Source organism: Streptomyces sp. Tu6071 (assembly GCF_000213055.1).
GTDB classification, from domain to species: domain Bacteria; phylum Actinomycetota; class Actinomycetes; order Streptomycetales; family Streptomycetaceae; genus Streptomyces; species Streptomyces evansiae.
On the sequence record NZ_CM001165.1, the window covers coordinates 1,007,165 to 1,031,551 of the forward strand.

Consider the following 24,387-nt stretch of genomic DNA (forward strand, 5'->3'; position numbering starts at 1 on the left):
GGAATCCGCCTCCCCGCCCCGCAGGGCTTGTCGTGGAGTCCCCAGTGAAGGGCTTGCCACGGTGTCAAGGTCAAACGCCCGGAGACGGGGACCGGGGAAGGCGAAGGGGCGCGGGAGCCCGTGGTCAGCGAGAAGGCACACCCCTACGAGGGAGAGCCCCCGCACGGAAAGACCCCCTTCACCCCTGTGGGAACGCCGCCGCCAGCAGGTCCGCCAGCGTGTCCCCCGCCGTCCCCTCGGGGTCCTTGTCCGGGTCGTAGATCGTCACGTTCAGGCCGACGCAGCCCGGGTGCGCGAGCAAGGGGCGGAGCAGCTCCGTGAGTTCGTCCGGTTCCAGTCCGCCCGGGTCGGGGCTGTCCACGGCGGGCATGACGGCGGGGTCGAGTACGTCCGCGTCGCAGTGCACCCAGTACCCGGCCCGTCCCCCGCCGCCCAGCTCCTCCGCGAGCGCCGCGCCGACCGCATCGGGGCCCCGCTCGCGCAGCGCGGCGACCGTGACGACGCCCATCCCGAGCGAGGTCAGCTCGGGGATGTCCTCGTCGCCGTCCCTGATGCCCGCGTAGCGGATGTCCTCCTCGCGCAGGTAGGGCCGCAGCCCGTCGATGTCCGCGAGGTCCGCCTGTCCGCGCCCGGTGGCGATCGCGACCTCCTCGCCCGCGGCGGCGCCGACGGCGGGGGCGTTGCCGAGGTGGCGGAAGTCGGCCGAGGCGTCGGCCGCGAGGAGCCCGTAGCGGCCCCTGCGGCGCAGCGCGAGCGAGGCGCCGAGCTGGATCGCGCAGTCGCCGCCGAGCACCACGGGGAAGTCTCCCCCGTCGAGGAGCGTGCCGATCCGCTCCGCCAACCGCCTTGTGTAGGTGGCGAGCTGGGGTGCGTGGAAGACGCCGTCGCCGAGCCGCCAGTCGCCCCGGTCGTACGCGGGGGCGGGTACGGCGCCCCCGTCGTGGGCACCGATCCGCCGGGGCAGGTCCCGTGCGCGCAGCGCCGCCGCGAGGCCGTGGCAGCCGGGCACCTCGCCGGGTGCCGGGGGCCTGAGGCCGAGGTTGGAGGGCGCGTCGATTATCACCGTGCGTCGCATGCGGCCCATCCTCTACGGTGGCGCGGCACACTTCACCCGATTTCCGAGAAGGCACCATGAGCAGCCCCACCGCACCCCCCGGCCCGCAGGACGAGCGGCACGAACAGCACACCTACCGCGTGACCCTGCGCGGGGTGTGGGCGCCGGTGGACGAGGCCGAGCGGGAGACGCTGCGGGCCGGGCTCGCCGAGGCGGACGGTCTCGGCGCGATGCGGTTCACGCCCGAGGGCTCGCTCGCCTACGACCGTACGCTGAAGGCGTTCTCGTTCCGGATCGAACTGCGCTCGGACACGGAGGACGGCGAGGAGATGGCCGCAGCCCTCGCCGAGGAGCGGCTTGAGCACGTACTGCGTGAACGCGGCCTGCACTGTGGCGAGTTGCGCGCGGCGGTGACCGACCTGGACACGATGAAGGTCAACCGCAAGCGGCGCGGCTGACGTCAGGCGTCCGGTGCCGCCCTCTCGCTGGTGAGCGCGAAGCGTTCGTGCCCGCGCCAGGCTCCGTCGATGTACAGGAAGTCCGGCGAGTACCCCTCGTGGCGGAAGCCGAGGCGGCGGGCGAGGGCGCACGAAGCGGTGTTCTCCGGCTGGACGTTGATCTCCAGGCGGTGCAGGCCGAGCGCGGTGAAGGCGTACCGGACGAGGAGGCCGAGTCCCTCGGTCATGTGGCCGCGCCCCTCCGCTCCCGCGAAGGCGCCGTAGCCGAGCGCGCCGCAGCGGAAGGCTCCGTGCACGATGTTGTTGATGTTGACGAAGCCGGCGAGGGCGCCGTCCGCGCGGGTACGGAGCAGGAACCCGGCCCGCGCGGGTTCGCCCAGCCGGTCCGCGTAGGCGGCGAAGGCGTTCGCGTCGTCGGGCATCGACAGCCAGGGGTGGTGCAGGGCGCGGCTCTCGCGCACCCGCGCCACGAACGCGGGCCCGTCCGCGTGCCGCAGCGCGTGCAGCGTCGTACGGGGGCCCTCGGCGAGGACGGGGGCGGGAGCCGGGGCGGGAGCGCGCGGGAATTCGGGGAAGGCGGCGGTGTCGGGCGCGGGGTGTACGAGTCCTTCGGTCACCGGCGCACGCTAGCAAAGCCCGCGCGGTCCGTGGCAGGCTCACGCACATGCGCGACGCTCCCCCGGCCCGAGCCGTCCTCCTCGACGTGGACGGCGTCCTCCTCGACTCGGCGGCCTCGCACCGTCGCGTGTGGGACACATGGGCGATACGGAAGGGGCTCGACCCCGAGGCCGTGTGGCCGCTCACCTTCGGCAGGCGCCCCGAGGACACGGTCCGCGCGGCGGCACCCGCGCTCGACGCGGCGGACGAAAGGCGGGCGCTCGACGCGCTGTTGGCGACGGAGGGGGACGCGGTGCCGCCCGTACCCGGGGCGGGCGGGCTGCTCGCCGCGCTGGAGGCGGCGCGCGTGCCGTGGGCGCTCGTCACCTCGGGCGGCCGGGCCGCCGTACCCGCGCGGTTCGTCGCCGCCGGGCTGCCGCTGCCCCTGGTGCGGGTGCACGGCGAGGACGTCGTACGGGGAAAGCCCGCGCCCGACTGCTACGCGCTCGCCGCCGCCCGGCTCGGCGTGCCGCCGGATGCCTGCGTGGCCGTCGAGGACGCCCCGGCGGGGGCCGAGGCGGCGCGCGCGGCCGGGTGTCACGTCATCGGGCTCACCACCGCGTACGGCGCCGAGGCGCTCCCGGCCGCGCACACGCACGCCGCGAGCCACACGGAGGTCCGCGCCGCGCTCTCCGCCCTCGGCGTACTCCCCGGCCCCGGCTTGAACCCGGCGAAAGGCCCGGCGAGCATGACGGGATGAGCCTTCCCGTACGCTCCGCCGCCGTGCTCTCGGACCTCCACGGCGTCCTCCCGGTCCTCGAAGCCGTCCTCGCCGAACCGGACGTGCGCGAGGCAGAACTCCTCGTCTTCACGGGTGACTTGGCGGCGGGACCGCAGCCGGTCGCGGTCCTTGACCGCCTGCGGGGCCTCGGCGAGCGCGCCGTGCTCGTACGGGGCAACGCGGATCGCGAACTCGTCGCCCTCGCGCGCGGCACGCTCCCCGCGGAGGGGGCCTTCCCCGTCGACGTGTGGGCCGCCCGGCAGCTCGCGCCCGCCCACCTCGATCTGCTCGGCGGCCTCCCGCACCCCGTGGTGCGCGAGGTGGCGGGCTTCGGGCCCGTCGTGTTCTGTCACGGCACCCCGCGCGACGACGAGGAGGTGGTGCTCGTGGACACCCGCCCGGCGAAGTGGGCGGAGGTCTTCGCGGGGCTCCCGGACGAGGTGCGGACGGTGGTGTGCGGCCACACCCACATGCCCTTCGTGCGGCTCGTCGGCGGGCGCCTCGTCGTCAACCCGGGCAGCGTCGGGATGTCGTACGGCCGCCCCGGCGGCTCCTGGGCGCTGCTGCGCGACGGGCAGGTGTCGCTGCGGCACACGCCCGTGGACGTACCGGCGGCGACCGACGCGGTGGCGGCGGGTTCCGCGTACCCGGAGGCGCGGGCGTGGGCGGAGACGTACGTGCGCGGCGGGGTGGGCGACCTGGAGGCGCTCGCGGCGTTCGGGCCGCGCGACGGCCGAAAGGAGGGCGGCAGAGAGTGACGGACCAAGCATGCAAAGATACGCAAGTAACTTGACAAGGTTACTTGCGTATTTCTACCCTTCCGGCATGCCTCCTTCCCCGCCCGCTTCCACCCCCGAGACCGCTCAGCGCCTCAACGACGCGATCCGGCGGCTCCGCGCCCGCCTGCGCGCCGAGTCGGGTCAGCACGCGACGGGGCTCACCCCGACCCAGCTCACCGTCCTCGCGAGCGTCGTGCGCGAAGGGCCCGTGACCGCCGCGCGGCTCGCCGCGCTCGACCACGTCAGCGCGCAGTCCATCGCGCAGAGCCTCACCGCGCTCAAGGCCGCCGGGCTCGTCCGTACCGAGCCCGACCCCTCGGACGGCCGCAAGAAGCTCACGAGCGCGGCACCCTCGGCCGCCGAGCTGATCGAGCGGCTGCTCGCGGGCCGTGCCGCCTTCCTCGCGCGCGCCATCGACGAGGCCGTGCGCCCCGAGGAGCGCGCCGACCTGGACAAGGCCATCGCGCTGCTCGAACGCCTCGCCCGCGCGGGCCTCGACGACGAGGGTCGGGGCTGAACCTCAGACGAGCGCGGGCTCGGCGAGCGTCAGCGTTCCCGCGTCCGCGTCGAGCACGGCCCGTACCCCGAGCGGCATCGTGAGCGCGCCGCGCCCGTGCCCGAAGCCGAAGTGCTCGACCACGGGCACGCCGAGGCCGCCGAGGCGGTCGGCGAGCAGCGGCCGGATCTCGCTCTCGTACGGGCCGCACTCCTCCCACGAGCCGAGGAGGACGCCGCGCACCCCGTCGAGCAGCCCCGTGCGCAGGAGCTGCGTGAGGATGCGGTCGAGGCGGTACGCCTCCTCGCCGACGTCCTCCAGGAGGAGCAGCCCGCCCGCGCCGTCGGGGCGGGCGTGCGGGGTGCCGCGTTCGGCGGCGAGGAGCGAGGCGCAGCCGCCGAAGGTGATGCCCTCGGCGCGCCCGGGGACCAGCGCGCGGGCGCCCTCGGCGGCGTGCAGGACCTGGACGGCCTCGGGTGCGAAGAGGCTCGCGCGCAGGTGGGCGCGGGCGCCCTCGTGCTGGAGGAAGTCGACGCCCGCGGCCATCGGGCCGTGCAGCGTGGCGAGGTGGAGGCGCGTCGCGAAGTCCTCGTGGAGCGCGGTGATGTCGCTGAAGCCGAGGAAGGGCTTGGGCCCGGCGGCGCGCATCGCGTCCCAGTCGAGCAGGTCGCTCATGCGCTGCGCCCCGTACCCGCCGCGCGCGCACAGCACGGCGGCCACGGAGGGGTCGCACCAGGCCGCCTGCAGGTCCGCCGCGCGGTCGGCGTCCGTGCCCGCGAGGTACCCGAACTCCGGGTGCCGGTCGAGGACATGGGCGCCGACGACGGGGGCGAGTCCCCACTCGCGCAGGAGGTCGAGTCCGGGCTTGAGCCGGTCCTCGGGCACGGGGCCGCTCGGGGCGACGACCGCGACGCGCGCGCCGGGCACGAGCCGGGCGGGGCGGGTGAGCGGGACGAGGCTCACCGCTGCTCCGCCGTGCGCAGCTCCAGGTGCGGGACGCCCGCCGCCTCGAAGCCGAACGTCTGCGCGTACAGCGAGAGTTCGGCCTCCAGCGAGCGGACGAGGGTGTCGAGCCTGCGGAAGCCGTGGCCCTCGCCCTCGAAGGTGAGGTACGCGTGCGGGACGCCGCCGCCCGGGGCGCTCGCGAGCGCGTCGAGGAAGCGTTCGCACTGCACGGGCGGGCAGATGGGGTCGTCGAGGCCCTGGAGGAGCACGAAGGGCGCGGCGACCTGCTCGGGGTGGTTCGCCGGGGAGCGCTCCTCGTACCGCGTGGGGACCTCGGCGAGCGGGCCGATGAGTCCTTCGAGGTACTGCGACTCGAAGTCGTGCGTGCCGCTCGTGGCCCAGCCCGTGAGGTCGAGGATGGGGTAGAGGATCGTGCCGCAGGCGTAGACGTCGGTGGAGACGAGCGAGGCGCCCGTGGTCCAGCCGCCCGCGCTGCCGCCGCGCACCGCGAGGCGCTCCGGGTCGGCGAGGCCCTCGTCGGCGAGAGCGCGGGCTACGGCGGCGCAGTCCTCGACGTCGACGATCCCCCATTGCTCGCGCAGCCGCTCGCGGTACTCCTTGCCGTAGTGCGCGGAGCCGCCGTAGTTGACCTCGGCGACGCCGATGCCGCGCGAGGTGAAGTAGGCGATCTCCAGGTCGAGCATGCACGGCGCGTAGCCGGTCGGGCCGCCGTGCGCCCACATCACGTACGGCGCGGGCGTCCCCGCGGGCCCGGTGGCCTCGGGGTGGTGCGGCGGGTACAGGTGGACGTGGATGTCGCGGCCCTCGGGGCCGGTGAAGACGCGTTCCTCGGCGACCGGGTAGTAGGCCGGGTCGACGGCGTCGTGGTGCGGTGCCGCGACGACGCGGGCCCTGCCGGTCACGGTGTCGAGTTCGACGATCTCGGCGCCGGACGCGGGCCCGGCGGCGACGCCGGTGACACGGCCGCCGTGCACGGCGAGGGTCGCGGACCACTCGGTCCAGGGCCCGGCGGCGTCCACGAGGGTGCCCGCGGCGGGGTCGAGGACGCCGAGGGCGTTGCCGCCGCGCCCGTGGAGCATCGCGACGAGCCCGCCTTCGAGCGGCGCGAACCAGCGCAGCCCCGCCTTCCACAGCGGGCCGCCGGTCTCCTCCTCGCGCGGGCACAGGTTGACGGCCTCGCCGCTCGCGGGGTCGACGCGGTGCAGGTTCCACCAGTTGCCGCGCTCGGTCGCGGCGAGCAGCGCGCCCTCGGGCGTGAACTCGGCCTGCGCGACGGCCTCCCCGGGCCCGCCGATGAGCGTGCGGGCATCGGTGAGGACGCCTCCGGGGGTGATGCTCGCGTGCCGCAGTTCGGTGCCGTCCCAGGGCATGCGCGGGTGGTCCCACGCGAGCCACACGGCCTGCGTGCCGTCCGGGGAGAGCTTCGGCCCGGTGACGAACCGGTGCGCGTCGTCTGTCAGTTCGCGTACCGCCGTACGGTCCTCCGCCGCCGATCCGTCGAGCGGCACGGCCGCGAGGACGCGCCGCAGGTCGGTCGGCTCCTCGCCCGTGAACTCCTCCAGGACGCACCACACTTCGTCGGCCGAGGGCGCGAACACGGGCTCGCACCAGCGCAGTCCCTCGCCGACCGGCGACAGCGGCGTGAGCGGGCGCGGTGCGCTGTCGGGGGCGTCCGGCTCGACGACGTACAGCCGCTGGTCGCCGAAGTGCGTGAAGACGACGAGCGGCCCGTGCGCGCCTGTGCGGCCCGTCCACGGGAAACCCCCGTACCCCATCACGCTGTTGCGCACGTTCCACGGTGCGGGCAGCGCGCTCTCCTCGGTGCCGTCCGCGCGTCGCCGCACGAGCGTCCTGCGACCGCCCTCTGCGGGGCGCGGCGCGGTCCACCACAGCTCGTCTCCGACGTGGCCGAGGTGGTCGGGCACGCCGTCGTGACTCGCGGCGGTCGCCGCGTCGATCGGCGACGGCCAGGTTCCGTAGGGGAGTTCGGCGGGGGTGCTGCCCATAGGGGGACCTCTCTCGGAAGGTGCGTGCGACGGGGACGACGATGCCGCGCGCTTCGGGCGGTGCGGACTCGGCCGCGCGCGCGACGGTGCGGCTCGGGCGGTGCCGGGCGGGAGTTGCCGGTCAGGCGGTGCGCAGGAAGCGGTCCAGGACGCGGACGCCGAAGTGGAGCGCGTCCACGGGGACGCGCTCGTCGACACCGTGGAAGAGCGCGTTGTAGTCGAGCCCCGGCGGCATGCGCAGCGGCGAGAAGCCGTAGCCCGTGATGCCGAGGCGCGAGAACTGCTTCGCGTCGGTGCCGCCCGACATGCAGTACGGGACCGGGATGCCCTCGGGCGCGAACTCCCGTACCGCTTCCCGCATCCGCGCGTACGTGGGCGAGTCGAGCGGGGCGGTCAGGGCCGTCTCGCGGTGGTGGAACTCCCAGGCGACGTCGGGCCCGGTCAGCTCGTCCATCGTGGCGCGGAACTCGTCCTCGTGGCCGGGCAGGAAACGGCCGTCGATCATGGCCGTGGCGCTGCCGGGGATCACGTTGACCTTGTAACCGGCGTTGAGCATCGTCGGGTTGGAGCTGTTGCGCACGGTGGAGGCGACGAGCGAGGCGGCGGGGCCGAGCTTGGCGAGGTAGGCGTCGACGTCGAAGTCCGGTGCGTGCAGGTCGGCTTCGAGTCCGTAGACCGCGCCGATGTCCTTGAGCGCGGCGCTCACGACGGGGGTGAGGCGGACGGGCCAGCGGTGGGCGCCGATGCGCGTGACGGCGGCGGCGAGGCGGCTCACGGCATTCTCCGCGTTGGCCTTGGAGCCGTGCCCCGCACGCCCTCGCGCGGTCAACTCCAGCCAGGCAGTGCCCCGTTCGCCTGCGGCGATGGGGTACAGCTCGTTGCCCGAGCCGTCGTGGAAGGTGAAGGCGCCCGACTCGCTGACGCCCTCGGTGACGCCCGCGAAGAGATCGGCGTGCCGCTCGGCGAGGAAGCCGGAGCCGTCCTCGGCGCTCGCCTCCTCGTCGGCGGTGAAGGCGACGACGACGTCGCGGCGTGGCCGTACGCCCGTGCGGTGCCAGGAGTTCAGGACCGCGAGGATCATCGCGTCCATGTTCTTCATGTCGACGGCGCCGCGCCCCCACACGAGCCCGTCGCGCACCTCGCCCGAGAACGGGTCCACGCTCCAGTCCGCCGCCTGCGCGGGCACGACGTCGAGGTGCCCGTGCACGAGGAGGCCGGGGGCGGTGGGGTCGGTGCCGGGGACGCGTACGACGACGTTGGCGCGGCCCTCGGTGCGCTCCAGGAGCACGGGCTCGTGCCCGGCCTCGGCGAGGCGGGCCGCGCAGTACTCGGCGGCGGGGCGTTCCCGGCAGTCGCCGCCGCCCCTGTTCGTGGTGTCGATGCGGATGAGGTCCGACGTGTAGGTGACGACCTCGTCGAGGGAGAGGGCGTCGGGGCCCTCGGCGGCGGGGGTCTGCTGCTCAGCCATACTGCTCCTCCACTGCTCCGGAGGCGATCGAGCACACCGACTTGAAGGTGCGGTACGCCTCGTACATGGTCGGGCTCTCGAAGGAGACCTTGCGTTCGCCCGCGCGGGAGACGCCGGGGATCGAGGTGACGATCTGCGAGAGGTGCGCGGCGTCGAACTCGACCTCGATCGTGTGCGGCGCCGCCGGGACGGGTTCGTGACGGCCCGCGAGTGCGACGGCCTCCCGCGCCGCCGCGCGGATGTCCTTCGCGGTACGGGTGGGGGTGCGGCAGATCGCGGCGTAGCGCGAGACGTGGTCCTTGACGGCGACCTTGCGGGCCTCGGGCGCGTACCCCTCGGCGTCCCGGCAGGCGAGGTCGTCGCCGGTGACGAGGATGACGGGGATGCCGTACTCGGCGACGAGCGCGGCGTTCAGCAGGCCCTCGCTCGCGCGCCGCCCGTCGAGCCACACGCCGGTGATCTGGTTGGCGAGGAAGGTGTGCGCGAGGACGCCCTCCATACCGGCCCCGGCGTGGTAGCCGACGAAGGCGATCGCGTCGGCGGCGCGGGCGCCCTCGTACTGCGCGCCCTCGACCATGCTGAGGTCCTTGTGCTTGCCGGTGAGCATCTCGACGCGCTCGTCCATCCGCTCGATGAGCAGATTCCGCATCGACCAGTGCGCCTCGTTGACGAGCACGGAGTCCGCGCCGCCGTCGTAGAAACCGCGTACGGCGGCGTCGACGTCGGAGGTGAACATCGGCCGGCACCGCTCCCAGAGCGGCGTCCCCGGCAGGACGTCCCCGGGCCACGTGACCCCCGTGGCGCCCTCCATGTCGGCGCTGATCAGAATCCGCACGCGTCCTCCTCTCCTCGGGGGCCGGGCCTGGGCGGGCGGCCCCGTCAGAGTAGATCTTGCGGCAGGCGCGCAGGTCAATGGCCTTTCCCTCGGGGTGGCGACACCGCCAATGGGCGTACCGGTGACGGGGGCCGGGGGGCCGGGGCTGCGCCCCGAGCCCGAGGCGGGGCTGCGCCCCGGCCCCCTGTTCGGGGCTCCGCCCCGCGCCCCCGTTCGGGGCTCCGCCCCGGACCCCGCTCCTCAAGCGCCGGAGGGGCTGGGGGTTTGGTGCGGATCGGGTTTTGCGTGCGCGTCGGATTTCGTGCGCCGATCGGATTGCGTGCGGGGCTGGAATTCGGTGCGGGTCAGTGCTGGGCTGCCTGCCGCAGCGCCATGTTCAGCTTCAGGACGTTCACCCTCGGCTCTCCCGCGAAGCCCAGTGTGCGGTCGCTCGTGTGGGCGTCGATCAGGGTGCGGACCTCGCTCAGCGGCAGGTCGTTGCGCTCGGCGACGCGGCGGGCCTGGAGGGCGGCGTACTCCGGGGAGATGTCGGGGTCCAGGCCCGAGCCCGACGAGGTGACCGCGTCGGCCGGGACGTCGGCGGGGCGCACGGGGTGGCCGGGGACGGAGTTGTCCCGTACCACGTCCGCCTTGGCCTCCCGTACCCAGCCGATCAGTTCCTCGTTGTCGCCGGAGCGGTTCGTCGCGCCCGAGAGAATGAGCTTGTACCGCGTGTTGACGCTGTTCGTGCCGAGGCCGTTGGACGGGCGCGGCTGGAAGAAGCGCAGGTCGGGGCGGGGGGTGTCCTCGCCCTTCTTCGGGGGGAGGTCGTAGCGCTGGCCGATGAGCGAGGAGCCGACGACCTTGCCGTTCTCCTTGATCTCGGAGCCGTTGGCCTTACCGGGGAAGAGGCCCTGGGCGATCCCGGTGATCGCGAGGGGGTATAGCACGCCGGTGACGACGGTCAGGACGAGGAGGGCGCGCAGCCCGGCCCACAGGAGTCGTCCCGTGGTGCCTGCGGTGGAGTTCATGGCGGGTCACCCGATTCCGGGGATGAGCGAGACGAGGAGGTCGACGAGCTTGATGCCGAGGAACGGGGCGATCAGGCCGCCGAGGCCGTAGAGGCCCAGATTGCGGCGGAGGAGCTGGTCGGCTCCCGCCGCCCGGTAGCGCACGCCCTTGAGGGCGAGCGGCACGAGCGCCACGATGATCAGCGCGTTGAAGATGACGGCGGAGAGGATCGCCGACTCGGGCGAGTCGAGGCGCATGATGTTGAGCTTGTCGAGCCCGGGATAGGTCGCCGCGAACATCGCCGGGATGATCGCGAAGTACTTCGCGACGTCGTTGGCGATCGAGAACGTCGTCAGCGCGCCCCGCGTCATGAGCAGTTGCTTGCCGATCGAGACGATCTCGATGAGCTTGGTGGGGTCGGAGTCGAGGTCCACCATGTTCCCGGCCTCCTTGGCGGCCGAGGTCCCCGTGTTCATCGCGACGCCCACGTCCGCCTGCGCGAGCGCGGGCGCGTCGTTCGTGCCGTCGCCCGTCATCGCGACGAGCCGGCCGCCCGCCTGCTCGCGCCGGATGAGCGCGAGCTTGTCCTCGGGGGTCGCCTCGGCGAGGAAGTCGTCGACGCCCGCCTCCTTCGCGACGGCGGCGGCGGTCAGCGGGTTGTCGCCCGTGATCATGACGGTGCGGATGCCCATGCGGCGCAGCTCGGCGAACCGCTCGCGCATCCCCGTCTTCACGACGTCCTTGAGGTGGACCACGCCGAGGACGCGGGCCCCGCGCGCGTCCTCGACGGCGACGAGCAGCGGGGTCCCGCCGCTCCCGCCGATCTCGTCCGCGATGCGGGCCGCCTCCTCGCCGGGGTCGCCGCCCCCGGCGCGGACCCACTCCCGTACGGACCCCGCCGCGCCCTTGCGGATGCGGGTCCGCTCGGCGGGCAGGTCCACGCCGGACATGCGGGTCTGCGCGGTGAACGGCACGTGTTCCGTGCCCGCCGGGCTCTCCTCCTGCGCCCCCGTCTCCCGCTCCTCGGCGAGCGCGACGATCGAGCGGCCCTCGGGCGTCTCGTCGGCGAGCGAGGAGAGGCGGGCCGCGCGGGCGAGCTCGGCCTCGGTGACGCCCGCGACGGGGCGGAAGGCACTCGCGCGGCGGTTCCCGTACGTGATAGTGCCGGTCTTGTCGAGGAGCAGTGTCGATATGTCGCCCGCCGCCTCGACGGCGCGGCCCGAGGTCGCGAGGACGTTGCGCTGCACGAGGCGGTCCATGCCCGCGATGCCGATCGCGGAGAGCAGCGCGCCGATCGTCGTCGGGATGAGGCACACCAGGAGCGCGACGAGGACCGTGACGGACTGTTCGGCGCCCGCGTAGTGCGCGAAAGGCTGGAGGGTGACGACGGCGAGGAGGAAGACGATCGTGAGCGAGGCGAGGAGGATCGTGAGCGCGATCTCGTTCGGGGTCTTCTGCCGCGCGGCGCCCTCGACGAGGCCGATCATGCGGTCGATGAAGGTCTCGCCGGGCTTCGCGGTGATACGGACGACGACGCGGTCCGAGAGGACGCGGGTCCCGCCGGTCACGGCGCAGCGGTCGCCGCCCGACTCGCGGATGACGGGCGCGGACTCGCCGGTGATGGCCGATTCGTCGACGGAGGCGACACCTTCGACGACGTCCCCGTCGCCGGGTATGACGTCCCCCGCCTCGCAGACCACGAGGTCACCGACGCGCAGCGCGCCGCCGGGGACCTGCTCCTCGGTGGTCCCGTCGAGGCGGCGCGCGACGGTCTCGCCGCGGGTGCGGCGCAGGGACGCGGCCTGCGCCTTGCCGCGCCCCTCGGCGACGGCTTCGGCGAGGTTCGCGAAGAGCGTCGTGAGCCACAGCCACGCGGCGATCGTCCAGCCGAACCACTCCCCCGGGTGGAGGCAGGCGAAGACCGTGGTGAGGACGGAGCCGATCTCGACGACGAACATGACCGGGGAGGAGACCATGACGCGCGGGTCGAGCTTGCGGAGCGCCTCGGGCAGGGAGCGCACGAGCTGGGCGGGGTCGAAGAGGCCGCCCGCGACGCGGGGCGGGGCATCCGGGGGCTCCGGCTGCTCCGGCGCCGGTTGCCGGACGGGGGTGGCGGTGCTCATGAGGCGAGCCCTTCGGCGAGCGGTCCCAGCGCGAGCGCCGGGAAGTAGGTGAGTCCGGTGACGATGAGGAGGGTGCCGGTGAGCACCCCGGTGAAGAGGGGCTTCGCGGTACGGAGCGTGCCGGCCGTCTCGGGGACGGGGCGCCGCGCCGCGAAGGAGCCGGCGAGGGCGAGGACGAAGACCATCGGCAGGAAGCGGCCGAGGAGCATCGCGAGGCCGGTCGTGGTGTTGAACCACTGCGTGTCGGCGTTGAGCCCGGCGAACGCGGAGCCGTTGTTGTTGGCGGCCGAGGTGTAGGCGTACAGGATCTCGGAGAAGCCGTGCGGGCCCGAGTTCGTCATCGAGTTGCCGGGCGTGGGGAGGGCCATCGCGGCGGCGGTGAAGCACAGGACGAGTGCCGGGGTGACGAGGATGTAGAGCGCGGCGAGTTTGATCTCGCGGGGCCCGATCTTCTTGCCGAGGTATTCGGGGGTGCGGCCGACCATGAGTCCCGCGAGGAACACCGCGATGACGGCGATGACGAGCATTCCGTAGAGGCCGGAGCCGACGCCGCCGGGCGCGATCTCGCCCAATTGCATGCCCAGCATGGTGATTCCGCCGCCGAGTCCGGTGAAGGACGAGTGGAAGGAATTGACGGCGCCGGTCGAGGTGAGGGTCGTGGCGACCGCGAAGAGCGAGGAACCGCCGACCCCGAAGCGGGTCTCCTTTCCTTCCATGGCACCGCCCGCGAGCTGGAAAGCGGGGCCGTGGTGGGCGAATTCCGTCCACATCATGAGGGCGGTGAATCCGAGCCAGATGAATCCCATCGTGGCGAGGATCGCGTATCCCTGGCGCACCGAGCCGACCATGCGGCCGAAGGTGCGGGTGAGGGAGAAGGGGATCACCAGGATGAGGAAGATCTCCAGGAGATTGGAGAGCGGGTTCGGGTTCTCGAAGGGGTGCGCGGAGTTGGCGTTGAAATAGCCGCCGCCGTTCGTGCCCAGCTCCTTGATCGCCTCCTGCGAGGCGACCGCTCCCCCGTTGAACTGTTGCGTGCCGCCCGAGAACTGGCCGACCTCGTGGATACCGGCGAAGTTCTGGATCGCGCCGCACGCGACGAGCAGCACGGCGGCGACGGCGGCGATCGGCAGCAGGACGCGGACGGTGCCGCGCACGAGGTCGGACCAGAAGTTCCCCAGCTCACCGGTACCCGCGCCGAGCTTGCGGCCCAGCAGGCGGGGGTGCGCGAATCCGCGGACGAGGGCGATCGCGACGGCCATGCCGACGGCGGCCGAGACGAAGTTCTGCACCGCGAGGCCACCGGTCTGCACGACGTGGCCCATCGCCTGCTCGCCGTAATAGGACTGCCAGTTGGTATTGGCGACGAAGGAGGCGGCGGTGTTGAACGCCTGGTCCGGGTCGATCGAGGAGAAACCGAGCGAGCCGGGCAGGATTCCCTGGAGGCGCTGGAGCGCGTAGAGGAAGAGGAGGGATACGAGGGAAAAGGCGAGCACACCGCGCAGATAGGCGGGCCACCGCATCGCGGTGTCCGGATTCGCGCCGATGACCCGGTAGATCCATTTCTCCACCCGCAGGTGGCGGGGCGAGGAATACACCCGCGCCATGTAGTCGCCGAGCGGCCGGTAGGAGAGGCCGAGGGCGACGACGAGCGCGAGCAACTGGAGTATTCCGGCCAGTACAGGACTCATGTCGCCGCTCAGAACCTCTCCGGACGGACCAGGGCCAGGACGAGGTACACGAGGAGGGCGAGGGCCACGAGGAGCCCGGTGACGTTTTCGGCGGTCACAGCTTCGTCACCCCTTTCGCGACGAGGGCCACGAGCGCGAACACCGCGAGCATGGTGGCCACGAAGGCCAGATCGGCCATCGTTGACTCCAGAGAGCTAAGCCGTGCGTTTCCACGGGTCTGATCGGTTGGGTACGTTCCGATCGAAACGCGGATTCCGGCGCTCGGGAGCGCTGTTGACGCCGTCCATATGGCGCACGGGGCGCTCTTGACGGATTCCGTACGCGGGGGGAGTGCGCCGGGGCGCGAAAGGGCGGCAGAGAGGCGCCCGCCCCTCTCCCGGCGCTGAGGGAGAGGGGCGGGCGCCGGGACGGTCCGGCAGGGGAGGCAACCGGACCGCCGGCCGGGGGAAGCGGGTGGTCAGTCCTCGTGGCCGAGGAGGAGATCGCGCTCGGTGCGACCGCCGCCCGCCACCTGGAGGACCGTGGCGACCGGCGGGTAGCCCGCCGCGATGACCGTGTACTCGCCGGAGGACAGGTCCACGAAGCGGAAGCTGCCGTCGGCCTCGGTGGTGAGCGAGTCGACGACGTTGCCCGCCGCGTCGAGCAGCGTCACGCGCGCGTCCTCGACGGGGCGCCCGCCCCTGGCCCGTACCGTCCCGCGGAGCACCGCTCCCCCGGCCAGCTCGATGTCCTGCCGGGTCTCACGGGCCGCCTGCACGGTGAGCGGCAGCGCGGCCGGGCGGAAGGCGGTCGCGCTCGCGGCGAGCGTGTACTCGCCCGCGACGAGGTCGTCGAGCACGTAGGCCCCGTCGTGCTCCGAGCGCGCGTGCGCGACGACCTCGCCGCGCACGTCCGTGAGCGTCACAGAGGCGCCCGCGACGGGCGTCCCGTCCGCCGTGACGACCCGCCCGGCGAGCCGCCCCGCGCCCCCGAGCACGACGTCGAGCTCCACCGGCCGCTCCGCGACGGTCACCGTGACCGCCTGCGGCTGGTGCCCCCCGGCGGCGGCGATGAGCACGTACGAGCCGATGCCGGGCGTCGCGAGCGCGTACCTGCCGTCCTCGCCGCTCGCGCCGCGCCCGACCTGCTGCCCCGCGATGTCGATGAGCGTGAGCGCGGCGCGCGGGACGGGGCTGCCGTCCGGGTGCTGGACGCTGCCGCACACCGGGACCCCCGGGCCCGCGTGCGGGGCGCGGCTCGCCGGGAGGCGGACTTCGGTGGTGTCGGCGAGCGCCCCGGGCCCCGGCTCGGCGGGCTCGGCGGGGGTGTGCGCTGCGGCGGTGGACACGAGGGGGGTCTCCTTCAGGAAGCAGGCGATCAGCAGGCCGAGGGCGAGCACCGGCACGAGGTAGAGGAAGATCCTCGGCATCGCGTCGGCGTACGCCTGGATGAATCCGTCCCGCAGCGGGGCCGGGAGGTGGTGCACGAGCTGCGGCGTGACGGACTCGGGGTCGGGCAGGGTGTCACCGGCACCCGCGGGCAGCCGGTCGGCGAGCGCGTCGGCGAGGCGGCTCGCGAAGAGGGTGCCGAAGATCGCGGCCCCGACGCTGCCGCCGATCTGCCGGAAGTAGTTGTTCGCGCTCGTCGCCGTACCGAGGTCGCCGGGGCGCACCGCGTTCTGCACGGCGAGGACGAGGACGGGCATGATGAGCCCGATCCCGGCGCCGAGCACGGCCATCCACACGCTGTACGTGAACCGCGAGGTGCCGATCTCCAGGCGGGACAGGAGCCACATGCCGAGCGTCGAGAGGACGCCGCCGAGGATCGGGTAGACGCGGTAGTGCCCGGTGCGCGTGATGAGCTGCCCGGCGACGATCGAGGCGATGACGACGCCGCCCATCATCGGCAGCATGAGCAGACCGGACTCGGTGGCGCTCGCGCCGTCGACCATCTGGAGGTAGGTCGGCAGGTAGCTCGCCGCGCCGAAGAGCGCGATGCCGACGACGGCGCCGACGAGCCCGGTGACGTTGAAGGCGCGTTCGCGGAACAGGCGCAGCGGGATGAGCGGTTCGGCGGCGTGGTGCTCGGCGAGCAGGAAGAGCGCCGCACTCACGACGGCGCCCGCGCCGAGCCCGATGATCATGCGCGAGCCCCACGCGTACTCGGTGCCGCCCCAGCTCGTGAGCAGCACGAGGCACGCGGAGGCGATCGCGAGCAGGGTCGCGCCCAGGACGTCGAGCTTCGCCTTGCGGCGCGGCCGGGGCAGTTTCAGGACGAGGGTGACGACGACGAGGGTCAGCAGGCCGAAGGGGACGTTGAAGTAGAAGCACCAGCGCCACGAGACGTGGTCGGTGAAGAAGCCGCCGAGGAGCGGTCCCGCGACCGAGGCGAGGCCGAAGGCGGCGCCGATGAGGCCCATGTACTTGCCGCGTTCGCGCGGCGGCACGATGTCCCCGATGATCGCCTGCACGCCGATCATCAGCCCGCCCGCGCCGATGCCCTGGATGGCGCGGAAGGCGATGAGCTGGTCCATCGAGCGGGACCAGCCCGCGAGCGCGGAGCCGACGACGAAGACGAGGATCGCGAACTGGAAGACGCCCTTGCGCCCGAAGAGGTCGCCGAGCTTTCCGTAGATCGGCAGGCCGACGGTCGAGGTGAGCAGGTACGCGGTGATCGCCCACGACATGCGGTCGAGGCCGTGCAGCTCGCCGACGATCTTCGGGAGCGCCGTCGCGACGATCATCTGTTCGAGGGCCGCGAGGAGCAGCGCGAGCATGAGCCCGAGGAAGACGGTACGGATCTGCGCCCGGCTCAGCTCGGGCGCCGCCGCCGGGGGCGGCGGGTCCTCGGAGCGTGGGGGTACGGGAGTGGGGGGCGCCGGCTTGGCGAGGGGCGCACCACCCCGCTCGTCGAGCCCCGGCCAGTTCTCCGCCAGCGTCGTACCGCTCACCCTTGTCCCCTTCGTCCGCCCGTGCGGGGACAGTTCTCGCATCGCTTTCCGTGGCGACGCAAGTACGAAGAGTGGGGAGGAAGGGGCGGTTGTGCGCGGGCGCACGGGCATCTGTGCCGGTGAGGGCCTTACGGCGTATGGCGGGAGGGATACGGAGATCCACTCATCTCAGTGACACCCGGAGAACCCGCGAGGCGGTGGCGTGTTGACGCCGGAGGGGCGAGGCAACAGCCCCTCCGGCGAGTGGGAGCAGGTCCGGGGCGGAGCCCCGTGAGGCCGCCCCGCGCGGGGTCAGCCCCCGAAGTGCGCCGCGAGCTTCGCGAGTTCCGCGTCGTAGATCCGCGCGAGCCCCTTCGGGGCGAACGTCTTTTCGAAGAAGCCGCCGATGCCTCCGGCCCCGTTCCACGTCGTCGTGACGACGACGCGCGAGGAGCCCTCGCCGCTCGGGGTCACGGTCCACGTCGTCACCATCGAGGAGTTGCGGTCCTTCTCGACGAGTTCGCCGTCCTGCGGCTCGCTGACCTCCAGGAGGCAGTCCCTGATCCGCTTGCTCGTCGCCTGGAGCTTCCAGTGCACGAGGGTGCCCTCGCCGTCGCCGCCCTCGCGCACCTCGTACTCGCTGAACTGTTCGGGCAGGAGCTTCTCGCGCGTGCCGCTGTAGTCGGCGAGCGCGTCGAAGACGTCCTCGGGGCCGGCCGCGATGATCCGCTCCGTCGTGGCCTCGACCTGCGCCATTGCACTACCTCCAGGGACTTCACCGGGTGTTCTCGCACGCCCGCCGCTGCGGCGGTGGGGCCCACCCAACCATCGCGGGGCCACGCCGCCAAATCCAGCGTCCCAGCGATCAAGGGAACAAATGTTCTATTGTTCGAACGCGACCCGTTCGCGACCTGTTCGCGCTCCGTCCGCGACCCGGTCGCGGCCCGCGTTTCGCCCGCAGCCGGTCCGCTACCCCGAGGAGGCCGCCATGCGCTGGGACAACCTGAACGACACCGCCGACGACGTCACGACCGCGAGGAATGCGCTGTTCTCCGCCGAGTCCGTCACGACCCGCACCTTCGAGACGCCCGAATTCGCGGGCATCACCTTCCACGAGATACGCGCCCGCTCGATCGTCAACCGCGTCCCGGGCGCCTCGCGGATGCCCTTCGAGTGGACCGTGAACCCCTACCGGGGCTGCTCGCACGCCTGCGTCTACTGCTTCGCGCGCAAGACGCACAGCTACCTCGACCTCGACACGGGCCTCGGCTTCGACAGCCAGATCGTCGTCAAGGTCAACGCGCCCGAACTGCTCCGCAAGCGCCTCGCCTCCGCGCGCTGGAACGGCGAGCACATCGCGATGGGCACCAACGTGGACTGCTACCAGCGCGCCGAGGGCCGGTACGCGCTCATGCCGGGCATCATCACGGCGCTCACCGAGCACGCCAATCCCTTCAGCATCCTCACCAAGGGCACGCTGATCCTCCGCGACCTCCCGCTGCTCGCCGAGGCCGCGCGCGTGACGCGGGTCGGCGTGTCGGTCTCGGTCGGCTTCACCGACGAGACGCTGTGGCGCACGGTCGAGCCCGGCACCCCGGCCCCCGCCCGGCGGCTCGACGTCGTGCGGCGGCTCGGCGAGCGGGGCCTGGACTGCGGCGTCCTCATGGCCCCGGTCATCCCGTACCTGGGCGACAGCCCGGAGCAACTGGAGGCGACGGTGCGGGCCGTCGCCGAGGCGGGCGCCACCTCGGTCACGCCGCTCGTGCTGCATCTCCGGCCCGGCGCGCGCGAGTGGTTCATGTCCTGGCTCTCCCGCGAGCACCCGCACCTCGTCAGGCCCTACCGGCGCCTGTACGGGGACGGGGCCTACGCGCCGACGTGGTACCAGCGGCGCATCACGCGCCAGGTCCACGAACTCGCCCGCGCCTACGGCATGGGCGAACGGCGCGCCGCCGCGTGGCGCGCGGAGGAGGGCGGGGGCGGTGGACGGCGCGGCGGTACGGAGGACGGCGCGTCGCGCACCGCGCGGGAGCGCGTGGCACCTCCGCACGCCCCGGAGCACACGCGGGGGCCCGAACCGGCGGGCCCGACCCAGCTCAGCCTTCTGTGAGCCGGTGGCGCACGACCCGCACGCCCCGGGAACGGGCCGTGGCGGCTCAGGGGAACGGGCCGTCGTGGCTCGGGAACGGGCCGCCGCGGCTCGGGAACGGGCGGTGGCGGCTCAGGGGAACGGGCCGTCGTGGCTCAGAGAACAGCCGCCGCGACTCGGGAACAGCCCCGCCGTGAATCCGGCGAACAGCCCGTCGCGGCCCGGTGGATCGGCGGTCGCGCCCGCGCGAAGCGGCCGGTCCTCGTCCCGGGCCCGGTCTCAGCCCCCGGTCCCGGCCTCCTTCTTGCGCAGTTCCGCGGGACGGCGGTTGCGCGGGGCCGGGATGCGGGCGAGCGCGGCGGAGGCGGCGGCGCCGAGTCCCGGGTGCTGCTCGGCGGCCTGGAGGACGCGGCGCGCCCGCCGGTCGCCGAGCACGCCGAGCCCGGCGACGCACGCGAGCGCCACGTTGCGGTAGGGGTCGTTGCGCACGAGCCGCCGCTCCAGCGTCGCGATGAGCGCGGGCACGGACTCGGGCGCGCGGAGCGTGGTGAGGAGCCGCACGGCCTGCCCCGCGTAGGCGACGCGCAGTTCGTTGGTGGCGAGCGCGGCGGCGGCCCGCGCGGTCCTGGGGTCGCCGAGCGCCGCGAGGGCCTGGGCCGCGGTGGCGCAGCGCTGCGGGTCCCGGTGGTTGAGGAAGAGGACGAGGGTCTCGAAGGCGCGCGGGTCCTTGGCGGTGCCGAGGCGGTAGGCCGCCAGCTCCCTGGCCCACAGCGGGCGGCCCGGGTCGCTCAGCACCCCGGCCAGCTCCTCGGGCCCGGCCGTGCGTGCCAGTCGTTCGCACTCCTCGACCGCCCGCTCCCCCTCCACCACCGCCTCGCACCGTAAGCGGTCCGTGAGCGCACGCAACTCTTTGTTCATGGCAGCCGAGCGTAGCGGCTGAAGCGGCGCCGGGTCAGGGGGCCAGGGAGAAGGAAAGTCCCTTCCTCGTCGACCAGTTCACCCGTCCGGGGACGACGGGCACCCGCGTGCGCTCATCACGGGCGAGCACCGCTCATCGGAGCGGCTCGCGTGGCGAGCGGCGGGCCCGGCGCGGGGTGCGGGCGAGGGGCGCGCGGGAGGGGCCGCGAGCGGCGGCCAGCGCACACGCGCGCGGCGCGATGCAGTACGTTCGGGTGCATGTCCCAGTCGGCCACGCCTCCGTCGTCCCCCTCCGCGTCCCGTACCGCCCCGCCCCCGGCCCCGGCGGGTACCGAGAACGGCTCCGGCGGCCGGGCCGCGGCCCAGCGCCTCAAGATGCGCCGCGAGCTGGCGTCCGCCGCGATGGAACTCTTCGCGACGAAGGGGTACGAGGCGACGACCGTCGACGAGATCGCCGCCGCCGCCGGGGTCGCCCGGCGGACCTTCTTCCGCCACTTCCGGTCCAAGGAGGAGGCGATCTTCCCCGACCACGACGACACCCTCGTCCGCGTGGAGGACGTCCTGAAGGCGGCGCCCGCGCACGAGCACCCGCTCGACACGGTCTGCCGGGGCATCAAAGAGGTCATGAAGATGTACGCGGCGGCGCCTCAGGTCTCCGTCGAGCGCTACAAACTGACGCGCGAGGTGCCCACGCTGCGCGAGCGCGAGATCGCCTCGGTCTCGCGCTACGAGCGTCTCTTCACGCGCTACCTCCTCGGCCACTTCGACGAGCACGAGCAGAACGGCAACGACGAGCCGCTGCTCGCCGAGGTCGCCGCCTCGGCCGTCGTGACGGCGCACAACCACGTCCTGCGGCGCTGGCTGCGGGCCGGCGGCGAGGGCGACGTCATGTCGCAGCTCGACCGGGCGTTCGCGATCGTACGGGCCACGGTCGGCGCCAACTTCGCGGTCGGCGGCCTCACGCCGGGCCGGCCCGGACCCGCGGCGACGGCGAGCGCGCGCGGCGAGGTGCTCGTGACGGTGGCGCGCACGGACGCGCCGCTCGACGAGGTCATGCGCACCATCAAGGAAGCGCTGCGCCCGCAGGGCGACTGAGCGCCGCAGAACTGACACCGCGAGGGGTGGCGGGCCGCACGGTCCCGCCGCCCCTTTTCCGTGTCCCGCACCACCCGACAGGCGCGGCACGCAGTGCCAAGATCACGCCAGCGTACCCCTTACGTCAGGACCACGTCCGAACGGATGAGCCCGCAGCCTCGCCACCGTGATCGATCATCTTGGTTCACCAGTCGAGAAAATCCCTTGCCCCACTTGGGATGATCGATCATCGCTCATCTGAGCGCTACCTTTGCCAGATCGATACCGGTGAGTAGCAGAACCTCCTTGCTGACTGACACCGCGTGCCATACGTTGAGGAAGTCCGGGCGGCCCTTCCACGGGCCGCCACGCCACAGCCCCCCGCCGGAGGCACCCGTGAAGGACACCCTCGACCTCTTCAGGACCACTGGTACGGCCACCCTCGCCCTCGTGTGCGACGCGCCGACGCGCGCGGGCTTCGACCCGGGCGACCCGGCGGCAGCCGGCGCCTTCGGGCGCGAGGGCGTGGCGCTCGCTCACCTCGGCGACGTGCGGCGCCTGTTCGACGGGGTTCCGCTCGACCGGGTGCGCCTCGCGCTCCCCGGCGGCCTCACCGGGATATGGCTCCTCGCGCTCTGCCTCGTCACCGCCGAGGAACAGGGGCTCGCGCCGGACGGACTGGGCGGGACCACGTACGAGGAGCGGCCCGCCGCGACGGCGCTCGCGCTGCGGCTGCGCGGCGACCTCACCGCGTACGTCTCCGCCTCCCTGCCCCGCTGGGCCTTCCGCGCGGGCAGCCTGCCGGGGCGCGGCTCCCCCACCGCCGGGCCCGGTGACGAGGCGGCGGCCGTCGCGGCGCTCGCGCGCTGGCGGGAGACCCGTGAGGAGTCCACCGACCGGCAGGGCCTCGCCGACCCGTACCTGTGGCCGAGCGTGCGCCAGAGCCTCGACGGGCTCGCGGACGCGGCCATCGACGGGGACTCCCTCATGGACGCCACGCTCGACTGCGTGCGCGCCGGGGTCACGACGGGCGAGTGGGCGCACACGCTGCGCGCGGCGCTCGGCGCGTACGAGTCCCCGGCGGCGTACGCGCACGGGGTGCCCGCGTCCCCCGCCCCGTACCGCACCGGGCGCCACCGCGCCCCCGCCGGAGTGCGGTGATCACCCCCGTAGGGTCGGGAGGAGCACGTACCCGCCGCTCCCCCGGAGGTCCCCGCATGACCGGCACGCCCGGCCCGCGTCCCGTCCGCCCGCGCCGCTCCTGCCTCGCCGTGCCCGGCAGCAACCCGCGTTTCCTGGCCAAGGCGCGCTCGCTGCCCGCCGACGAGGTCTTCCTCGACCTGGAGGACGCCGTGGCACCGCTCGCGAAGGAGGAGGCCCGGGAGAACGTCGTGCGCTGCCTCAACGAGGGCGGCTGGGGCGGGAGGACACGGGTCGTGCGCGTCAACGACTGGACGACGCAGTGGACGTACCGCGACGTCGTGACGGTCGTCGAGGGCGCCGGGCAGCACCTGGACTGCCTCCTGCTCCCGAAGGTGCGCGACGCGGGGCAGGTCGTCGCCCTCGACCTGCTGCTCACGCAGATCGAGAAGGCCATGGGCTTGGAGGTGGGCCGCATCGGCATCGAGGCGCAGATCGAGGACGCCCGGGGGCTCGTCGGCATCGACGCGATCGCCGCGGCCTCACCGCGACTGGAGGCCCTCGTCTTCGGCCCGGCCGACTTCATGGCCTCGATCGCCATGAAGACGCTCGTCGTCGGCGAGCAGCCGCCGGGGTACGGCGCGGACGCCTATCACTACATCCTCATGAAGATTCTGATGGCCGCGCGCGCCCACGGCCTCCAGGCGATCGACGGCCCCTACCTCCGCATCCACGACGAGGACGGCTTCCGCGCCGTCGCGGGGCGCTCCGCCGCCCTCGGCTTCGACGGGAAGTGGGTCCTGCACCCGGCGCAGATCGCCGCGGCGAACGAGGTCTACGCGCCCGCGCAGGAGGACTACGACCACGCCGAACTGATCCTCGACGCCTACGCCCACCACACCTCGGCGGCGGGCGGGGCCCGGGGCGCCGCGATGCTCGGCACGGAGATGATCGACGAGGCCAGCCGCAAGATGGCGCTCGTGATCGCGGGCAAGGGCCGCGCGGCCGGTCTCGCCCGCACGACCTCGTTCACGGCGCCGGAGTGAGGGGCGCGGGCGCGGAGTCCCGCCGCGCCGCGCGCCGCCCGTGCTCCGTACCGCCCGGCGAGATCCCTGTCACACAGGAAGTTGGCGTGGGATGATGAAAAGACTGACGGAAGGACTACGGGTTTACCTCGCACGTACGGAGGTGCCCCTGATCACATCCGGTGAGGGCTGTTCGCCCGTCGACTCGCTTCCTGGCTTGCCCAGTTGCGGGCCGCAACCGATACCATCCCCGGAAAGCCGCCGTCCCCCGTCTCGTCCGCGCGGCATTCATCCGCTACGAAGGTCATCCATGCCCGACAGCCACACCCCTGTAACTCGCGGCCGGGTCCGCCTGGCCCGCGGCGCCTCTCCCTGGCTGCTGCCCACCGTCGCCACGGCGGCCCTCTCCCTCGGCCGCGCCCGCCGCTCCGGGCGCGCGGCGGCGCTCGCGGTACCGGCCACGGCCCTCGCCGCGGGGATGCTGTGGTTCTTCCGCGACCCCGAGCGCGAGATCTCCGAGGGCAGGGTCATCTCGCCCGCCGACGGAGTGGTGCAGAGCGTCATGCCGTGGAAGGACGGCCGCACGCGCGTGGCGATCTTCATGAGCCCGCTCAACGTGCACGTCAACCGCGCTCCGCTGGCCGGCACCATCACCTCCATGGAACACGTTCCCGGTGGTTTCGTGCCCGCCTTCAACAAGGAGAGCGAGAACAACGAGCGTGTCGTGTGGCACTTCGACACGGAGCTCGGCGACATCGAGATGATCCAGATCGCCGGGGCCGTGGCGCGCCGCATCGTCCCGTACGTGCCGAGCGGCACCAAGGTCGAGCAGGGCGAGCGGATCGGGCTGATCCGTTTCGGCTCCCGCGTGGACCTCTATCTGCCGGAGGGGGTCGAGGTCGCCGTGGAGGTCGGGCAGCCGACGCTCGCGGGGGTGACTCGCATTGACCGTGACTGACCGCGGTACCCACGACCGCGAAACACACGACCCG

22 protein-coding genes are annotated in these 24,387 nt (G+C 73.4%); 9 read left to right on the forward strand and 13 right to left on the reverse strand.

Translation table 11 applies throughout. The features are described 5' to 3' along the window. Positions 1–178: 178 nt before the first annotated feature. A complete protein-coding gene (locus tag STTU_RS04205) occupies positions 179–1,075 on the reverse strand; it encodes an arginase family protein (RefSeq protein ID WP_007820121.1) in 897 nt (298 codons plus the stop codon). Positions 1,076–1,131: 56 nt separating this feature from the next. On the opposite strand from STTU_RS04205, the gene STTU_RS04210 reads away from it, so the two are divergent. Further along, entirely contained in the window at positions 1,132–1,512 is a 381-nt protein-coding gene (locus STTU_RS04210; RefSeq protein ID WP_007820123.1) for a DUF6204 family protein, read from the forward strand. 2 nt (positions 1,513–1,514) lie between these two features. Here the strand turns inward: STTU_RS04210 and STTU_RS04215 are convergent, their stop codons facing one another. Beyond that, positions 1,515–2,129 carry a GNAT family N-acetyltransferase gene (locus STTU_RS04215; RefSeq protein ID WP_007820125.1) on the reverse strand — a complete coding sequence of 205 codons (615 nt, stop codon included), beginning with the start codon at positions 2,127–2,129 and terminating at the stop codon, positions 1,515–1,517. Positions 2,130–2,176: 47 nt separating this feature from the next. Between STTU_RS04215 and STTU_RS04220 the strand changes: the two genes are divergently transcribed. The 3 genes from STTU_RS04220 to STTU_RS04230 all read left to right on the forward strand — a co-directional run bounded on the left by STTU_RS04220 (position 2,177) and on the right by STTU_RS04230 (position 4,186). Further along, entirely contained in the window at positions 2,177–2,869 is a 693-nt protein-coding gene (locus STTU_RS04220) for an HAD-IA family hydrolase (protein ID WP_007820127.1), read from the forward strand. Beyond that, on the forward strand, positions 2,866–3,648 hold the full coding sequence (locus STTU_RS04225) for a metallophosphoesterase family protein (protein ID WP_043254093.1): 783 nt from the start codon (positions 2,866–2,868) through the stop codon (positions 3,646–3,648). Before STTU_RS04220 ends, STTU_RS04225 begins: the two co-directional genes overlap by 4 nt. A gap of 67 nt (positions 3,649–3,715) precedes the next feature. Then, on the forward strand, positions 3,716–4,186 hold the full coding sequence (locus STTU_RS04230) for a MarR family winged helix-turn-helix transcriptional regulator (protein ID WP_007820130.1): 471 nt from the start codon (positions 3,716–3,718) through the stop codon (positions 4,184–4,186). Between the two features lie 3 nt (positions 4,187–4,189). Here the strand turns inward: STTU_RS04230 and STTU_RS04235 are convergent, their stop codons facing one another. From STTU_RS04235 to STTU_RS04280, 10 genes are all read right to left on the reverse strand, one after another. Then, positions 4,190–5,128: a S66 peptidase family protein gene (locus STTU_RS04235; RefSeq protein ID WP_043254096.1), complete on the reverse strand. Its 939-nt coding sequence runs from the start codon at positions 5,126–5,128 to the stop codon at positions 4,190–4,192. Beyond that, complete coding sequence (locus STTU_RS04240; RefSeq protein WP_007820134.1) at positions 5,125–7,137, reverse strand: S9 family peptidase; 2,013 nt, start codon at positions 7,135–7,137, stop codon at positions 5,125–5,127. Before STTU_RS04240 ends, STTU_RS04235 begins: the two co-directional genes overlap by 4 nt. 121 nt (positions 7,138–7,258) lie before the next feature. Beyond that, positions 7,259–8,605, reverse strand: coding sequence for a M20/M25/M40 family metallo-hydrolase (locus STTU_RS04245; RefSeq protein ID WP_043254098.1), 1,347 nt, complete (start codon positions 8,603–8,605; stop codon positions 7,259–7,261). After that, positions 8,598–9,440, reverse strand: coding sequence for a M55 family metallopeptidase (locus STTU_RS04250; protein WP_007820137.1), 843 nt, complete (start codon positions 9,438–9,440; stop codon positions 8,598–8,600). The genes STTU_RS04245 and STTU_RS04250 overlap by 8 nt, the downstream gene beginning before the upstream one ends. A gap of 344 nt (positions 9,441–9,784) precedes the next feature. Further along, the gene (locus tag STTU_RS04255; protein WP_007820139.1) at positions 9,785–10,450 is read right to left on the reverse strand and encodes a potassium-transporting ATPase subunit C; all 666 of its coding nucleotides are present in this window, start codon (positions 10,448–10,450) and stop codon (positions 9,785–9,787) included. 6 nt (positions 10,451–10,456) lie between these two features. After that, positions 10,457–12,553, reverse strand: a complete 2,097-nt coding sequence (gene kdpB / locus STTU_RS04260; RefSeq protein ID WP_043254100.1) for a potassium-transporting ATPase subunit KdpB — start codon at positions 12,551–12,553, stop codon at positions 10,457–10,459. Then, positions 12,550–14,241, reverse strand: a complete 1,692-nt coding sequence (gene kdpA, locus STTU_RS04265; RefSeq protein ID WP_007820143.1) for a potassium-transporting ATPase subunit KdpA — start codon at positions 14,239–14,241, stop codon at positions 12,550–12,552. Before kdpA ends, kdpB begins: the two co-directional genes overlap by 4 nt. A gap of 8 nt (positions 14,242–14,249) precedes the next feature. Then, positions 14,250–14,339, reverse strand: coding sequence for a K(+)-transporting ATPase subunit F (gene kdpF / locus STTU_RS32395; RefSeq protein WP_037827006.1), 90 nt, complete (start codon positions 14,337–14,339; stop codon positions 14,250–14,252). Positions 14,340–14,698: 359 nt separating this feature from the next. After that, on the reverse strand, positions 14,699–17,170 hold the full coding sequence (locus STTU_RS04275; RefSeq protein WP_007820144.1) for an MFS transporter: 2,472 nt from the start codon (positions 17,168–17,170) through the stop codon (positions 14,699–14,701). A 291-nt stretch (positions 17,171–17,461) separates the two neighbouring features. Further along, positions 17,462–17,905 carry an SRPBCC family protein gene (locus STTU_RS04280; RefSeq protein WP_007820146.1) on the reverse strand — a complete coding sequence of 148 codons (444 nt, stop codon included), beginning with the start codon at positions 17,903–17,905 and terminating at the stop codon, positions 17,462–17,464. A gap of 232 nt (positions 17,906–18,137) precedes the next feature. Between STTU_RS04280 and STTU_RS04285 the strand changes: the two genes are divergently transcribed. After that, the gene (locus STTU_RS04285; RefSeq protein WP_007820148.1) at positions 18,138–19,259 is read left to right on the forward strand and encodes an Rv2578c family radical SAM protein; all 1,122 of its coding nucleotides are present in this window, start codon (positions 18,138–18,140) and stop codon (positions 19,257–19,259) included. A gap of 258 nt (positions 19,260–19,517) precedes the next feature. On the opposite strand, the gene STTU_RS04290 is transcribed toward STTU_RS04285, so the two are convergent. Then, positions 19,518–20,156, reverse strand: a complete 639-nt coding sequence (locus STTU_RS04290) for an adenylosuccinate lyase (RefSeq protein WP_037898076.1) — start codon at positions 20,154–20,156, stop codon at positions 19,518–19,520. 258 nt (positions 20,157–20,414) lie between these two features. Here STTU_RS04290 and STTU_RS04295 point away from each other — a divergent pair, with 258 nt between their 5' ends. The 4 genes from STTU_RS04295 to STTU_RS04310 all read left to right on the forward strand — a co-directional run bounded on the left by STTU_RS04295 (position 20,415) and on the right by STTU_RS04310 (position 24,353). Continuing rightward, the gene (locus STTU_RS04295) at positions 20,415–21,251 is read left to right on the forward strand and encodes a TetR family transcriptional regulator (protein ID WP_007820151.1); all 837 of its coding nucleotides are present in this window, start codon (positions 20,415–20,417) and stop codon (positions 21,249–21,251) included. A 375-nt stretch (positions 21,252–21,626) separates the two neighbouring features. After that, complete coding sequence (locus tag STTU_RS04300; RefSeq protein WP_007820153.1) at positions 21,627–22,391, forward strand: methylmalonyl-CoA mutase family protein; 765 nt, start codon at positions 21,627–21,629, stop codon at positions 22,389–22,391. A 56-nt stretch (positions 22,392–22,447) separates the two neighbouring features. Then, positions 22,448–23,416, forward strand: coding sequence for an HpcH/HpaI aldolase/citrate lyase family protein (locus STTU_RS04305; RefSeq protein WP_007820155.1), 969 nt, complete (start codon positions 22,448–22,450; stop codon positions 23,414–23,416). Positions 23,417–23,705: 289 nt separating this feature from the next. After that, a complete protein-coding gene (locus STTU_RS04310) occupies positions 23,706–24,353 on the forward strand; it encodes a phosphatidylserine decarboxylase (protein ID WP_007820157.1) in 648 nt (215 codons plus the stop codon). The last annotated feature ends 34 nt before the right edge of the window (positions 24,354–24,387 follow it).

What these genes read in the sequence shown, in the direction of transcription:
- STTU_RS04240 (WP_007820134.1), bottom strand. Translation starts at nt 7,137, where the DNA reads ATGGGCAGCACCCCCGCCGAACTCCCCTACGGAACCTGGCCGTCGCCG.
- STTU_RS04225 (WP_043254093.1), top strand. Translation starts at nt 2,866, where the DNA reads ATGAGCCTTCCCGTACGCTCCGCCGCCGTGCTCTCGGACCTCCACGGC.
- STTU_RS04210 (WP_007820123.1), top strand. Translation starts at nt 1,132, where the DNA reads ATGAGCAGCCCCACCGCACCCCCCGGCCCGCAGGACGAGCGGCACGAA.
- STTU_RS04230 (WP_007820130.1), top strand. Translation starts at nt 3,716, where the DNA reads ATGCCTCCTTCCCCGCCCGCTTCCACCCCCGAGACCGCTCAGCGCCTC.
- kdpA (WP_007820143.1), bottom strand. Translation starts at nt 14,241, where the DNA reads ATGAGTCCTGTACTGGCCGGAATACTCCAGTTGCTCGCGCTCGTCGTC.
- STTU_RS04285 (WP_007820148.1), top strand. Translation starts at nt 18,138, where the DNA reads ATGCGCTGGGACAACCTGAACGACACCGCCGACGACGTCACGACCGCG.
- STTU_RS04305 (WP_007820155.1), top strand. Translation starts at nt 22,448, where the DNA reads ATGACCGGCACGCCCGGCCCGCGTCCCGTCCGCCCGCGCCGCTCCTGC.
- STTU_RS04310 (WP_007820157.1), top strand. Translation starts at nt 23,706, where the DNA reads ATGCCCGACAGCCACACCCCTGTAACTCGCGGCCGGGTCCGCCTGGCC.
- STTU_RS04245 (WP_043254098.1), bottom strand. Translation starts at nt 8,605, where the DNA reads ATGGCTGAGCAGCAGACCCCCGCCGCCGAGGGCCCCGACGCCCTCTCC.
- STTU_RS04290 (WP_037898076.1), bottom strand. Translation starts at nt 20,156, where the DNA reads ATGAACAAAGAGTTGCGTGCGCTCACGGACCGCTTACGGTGCGAGGCG.
- STTU_RS04295 (WP_007820151.1), top strand. Translation starts at nt 20,415, where the DNA reads ATGTCCCAGTCGGCCACGCCTCCGTCGTCCCCCTCCGCGTCCCGTACC.
- STTU_RS04220 (WP_007820127.1), top strand. Translation starts at nt 2,177, where the DNA reads ATGCGCGACGCTCCCCCGGCCCGAGCCGTCCTCCTCGACGTGGACGGC.
- STTU_RS04280 (WP_007820146.1), bottom strand. Translation starts at nt 17,905, where the DNA reads ATGGCGCAGGTCGAGGCCACGACGGAGCGGATCATCGCGGCCGGCCCC.
- STTU_RS04205 (WP_007820121.1), bottom strand. Translation starts at nt 1,075, where the DNA reads ATGCGACGCACGGTGATAATCGACGCGCCCTCCAACCTCGGCCTCAGG.
- STTU_RS04255 (WP_007820139.1), bottom strand. Translation starts at nt 10,450, where the DNA reads ATGAACTCCACCGCAGGCACCACGGGACGACTCCTGTGGGCCGGGCTG.
- kdpB (WP_043254100.1), bottom strand. Translation starts at nt 12,553, where the DNA reads ATGAGCACCGCCACCCCCGTCCGGCAACCGGCGCCGGAGCAGCCGGAG.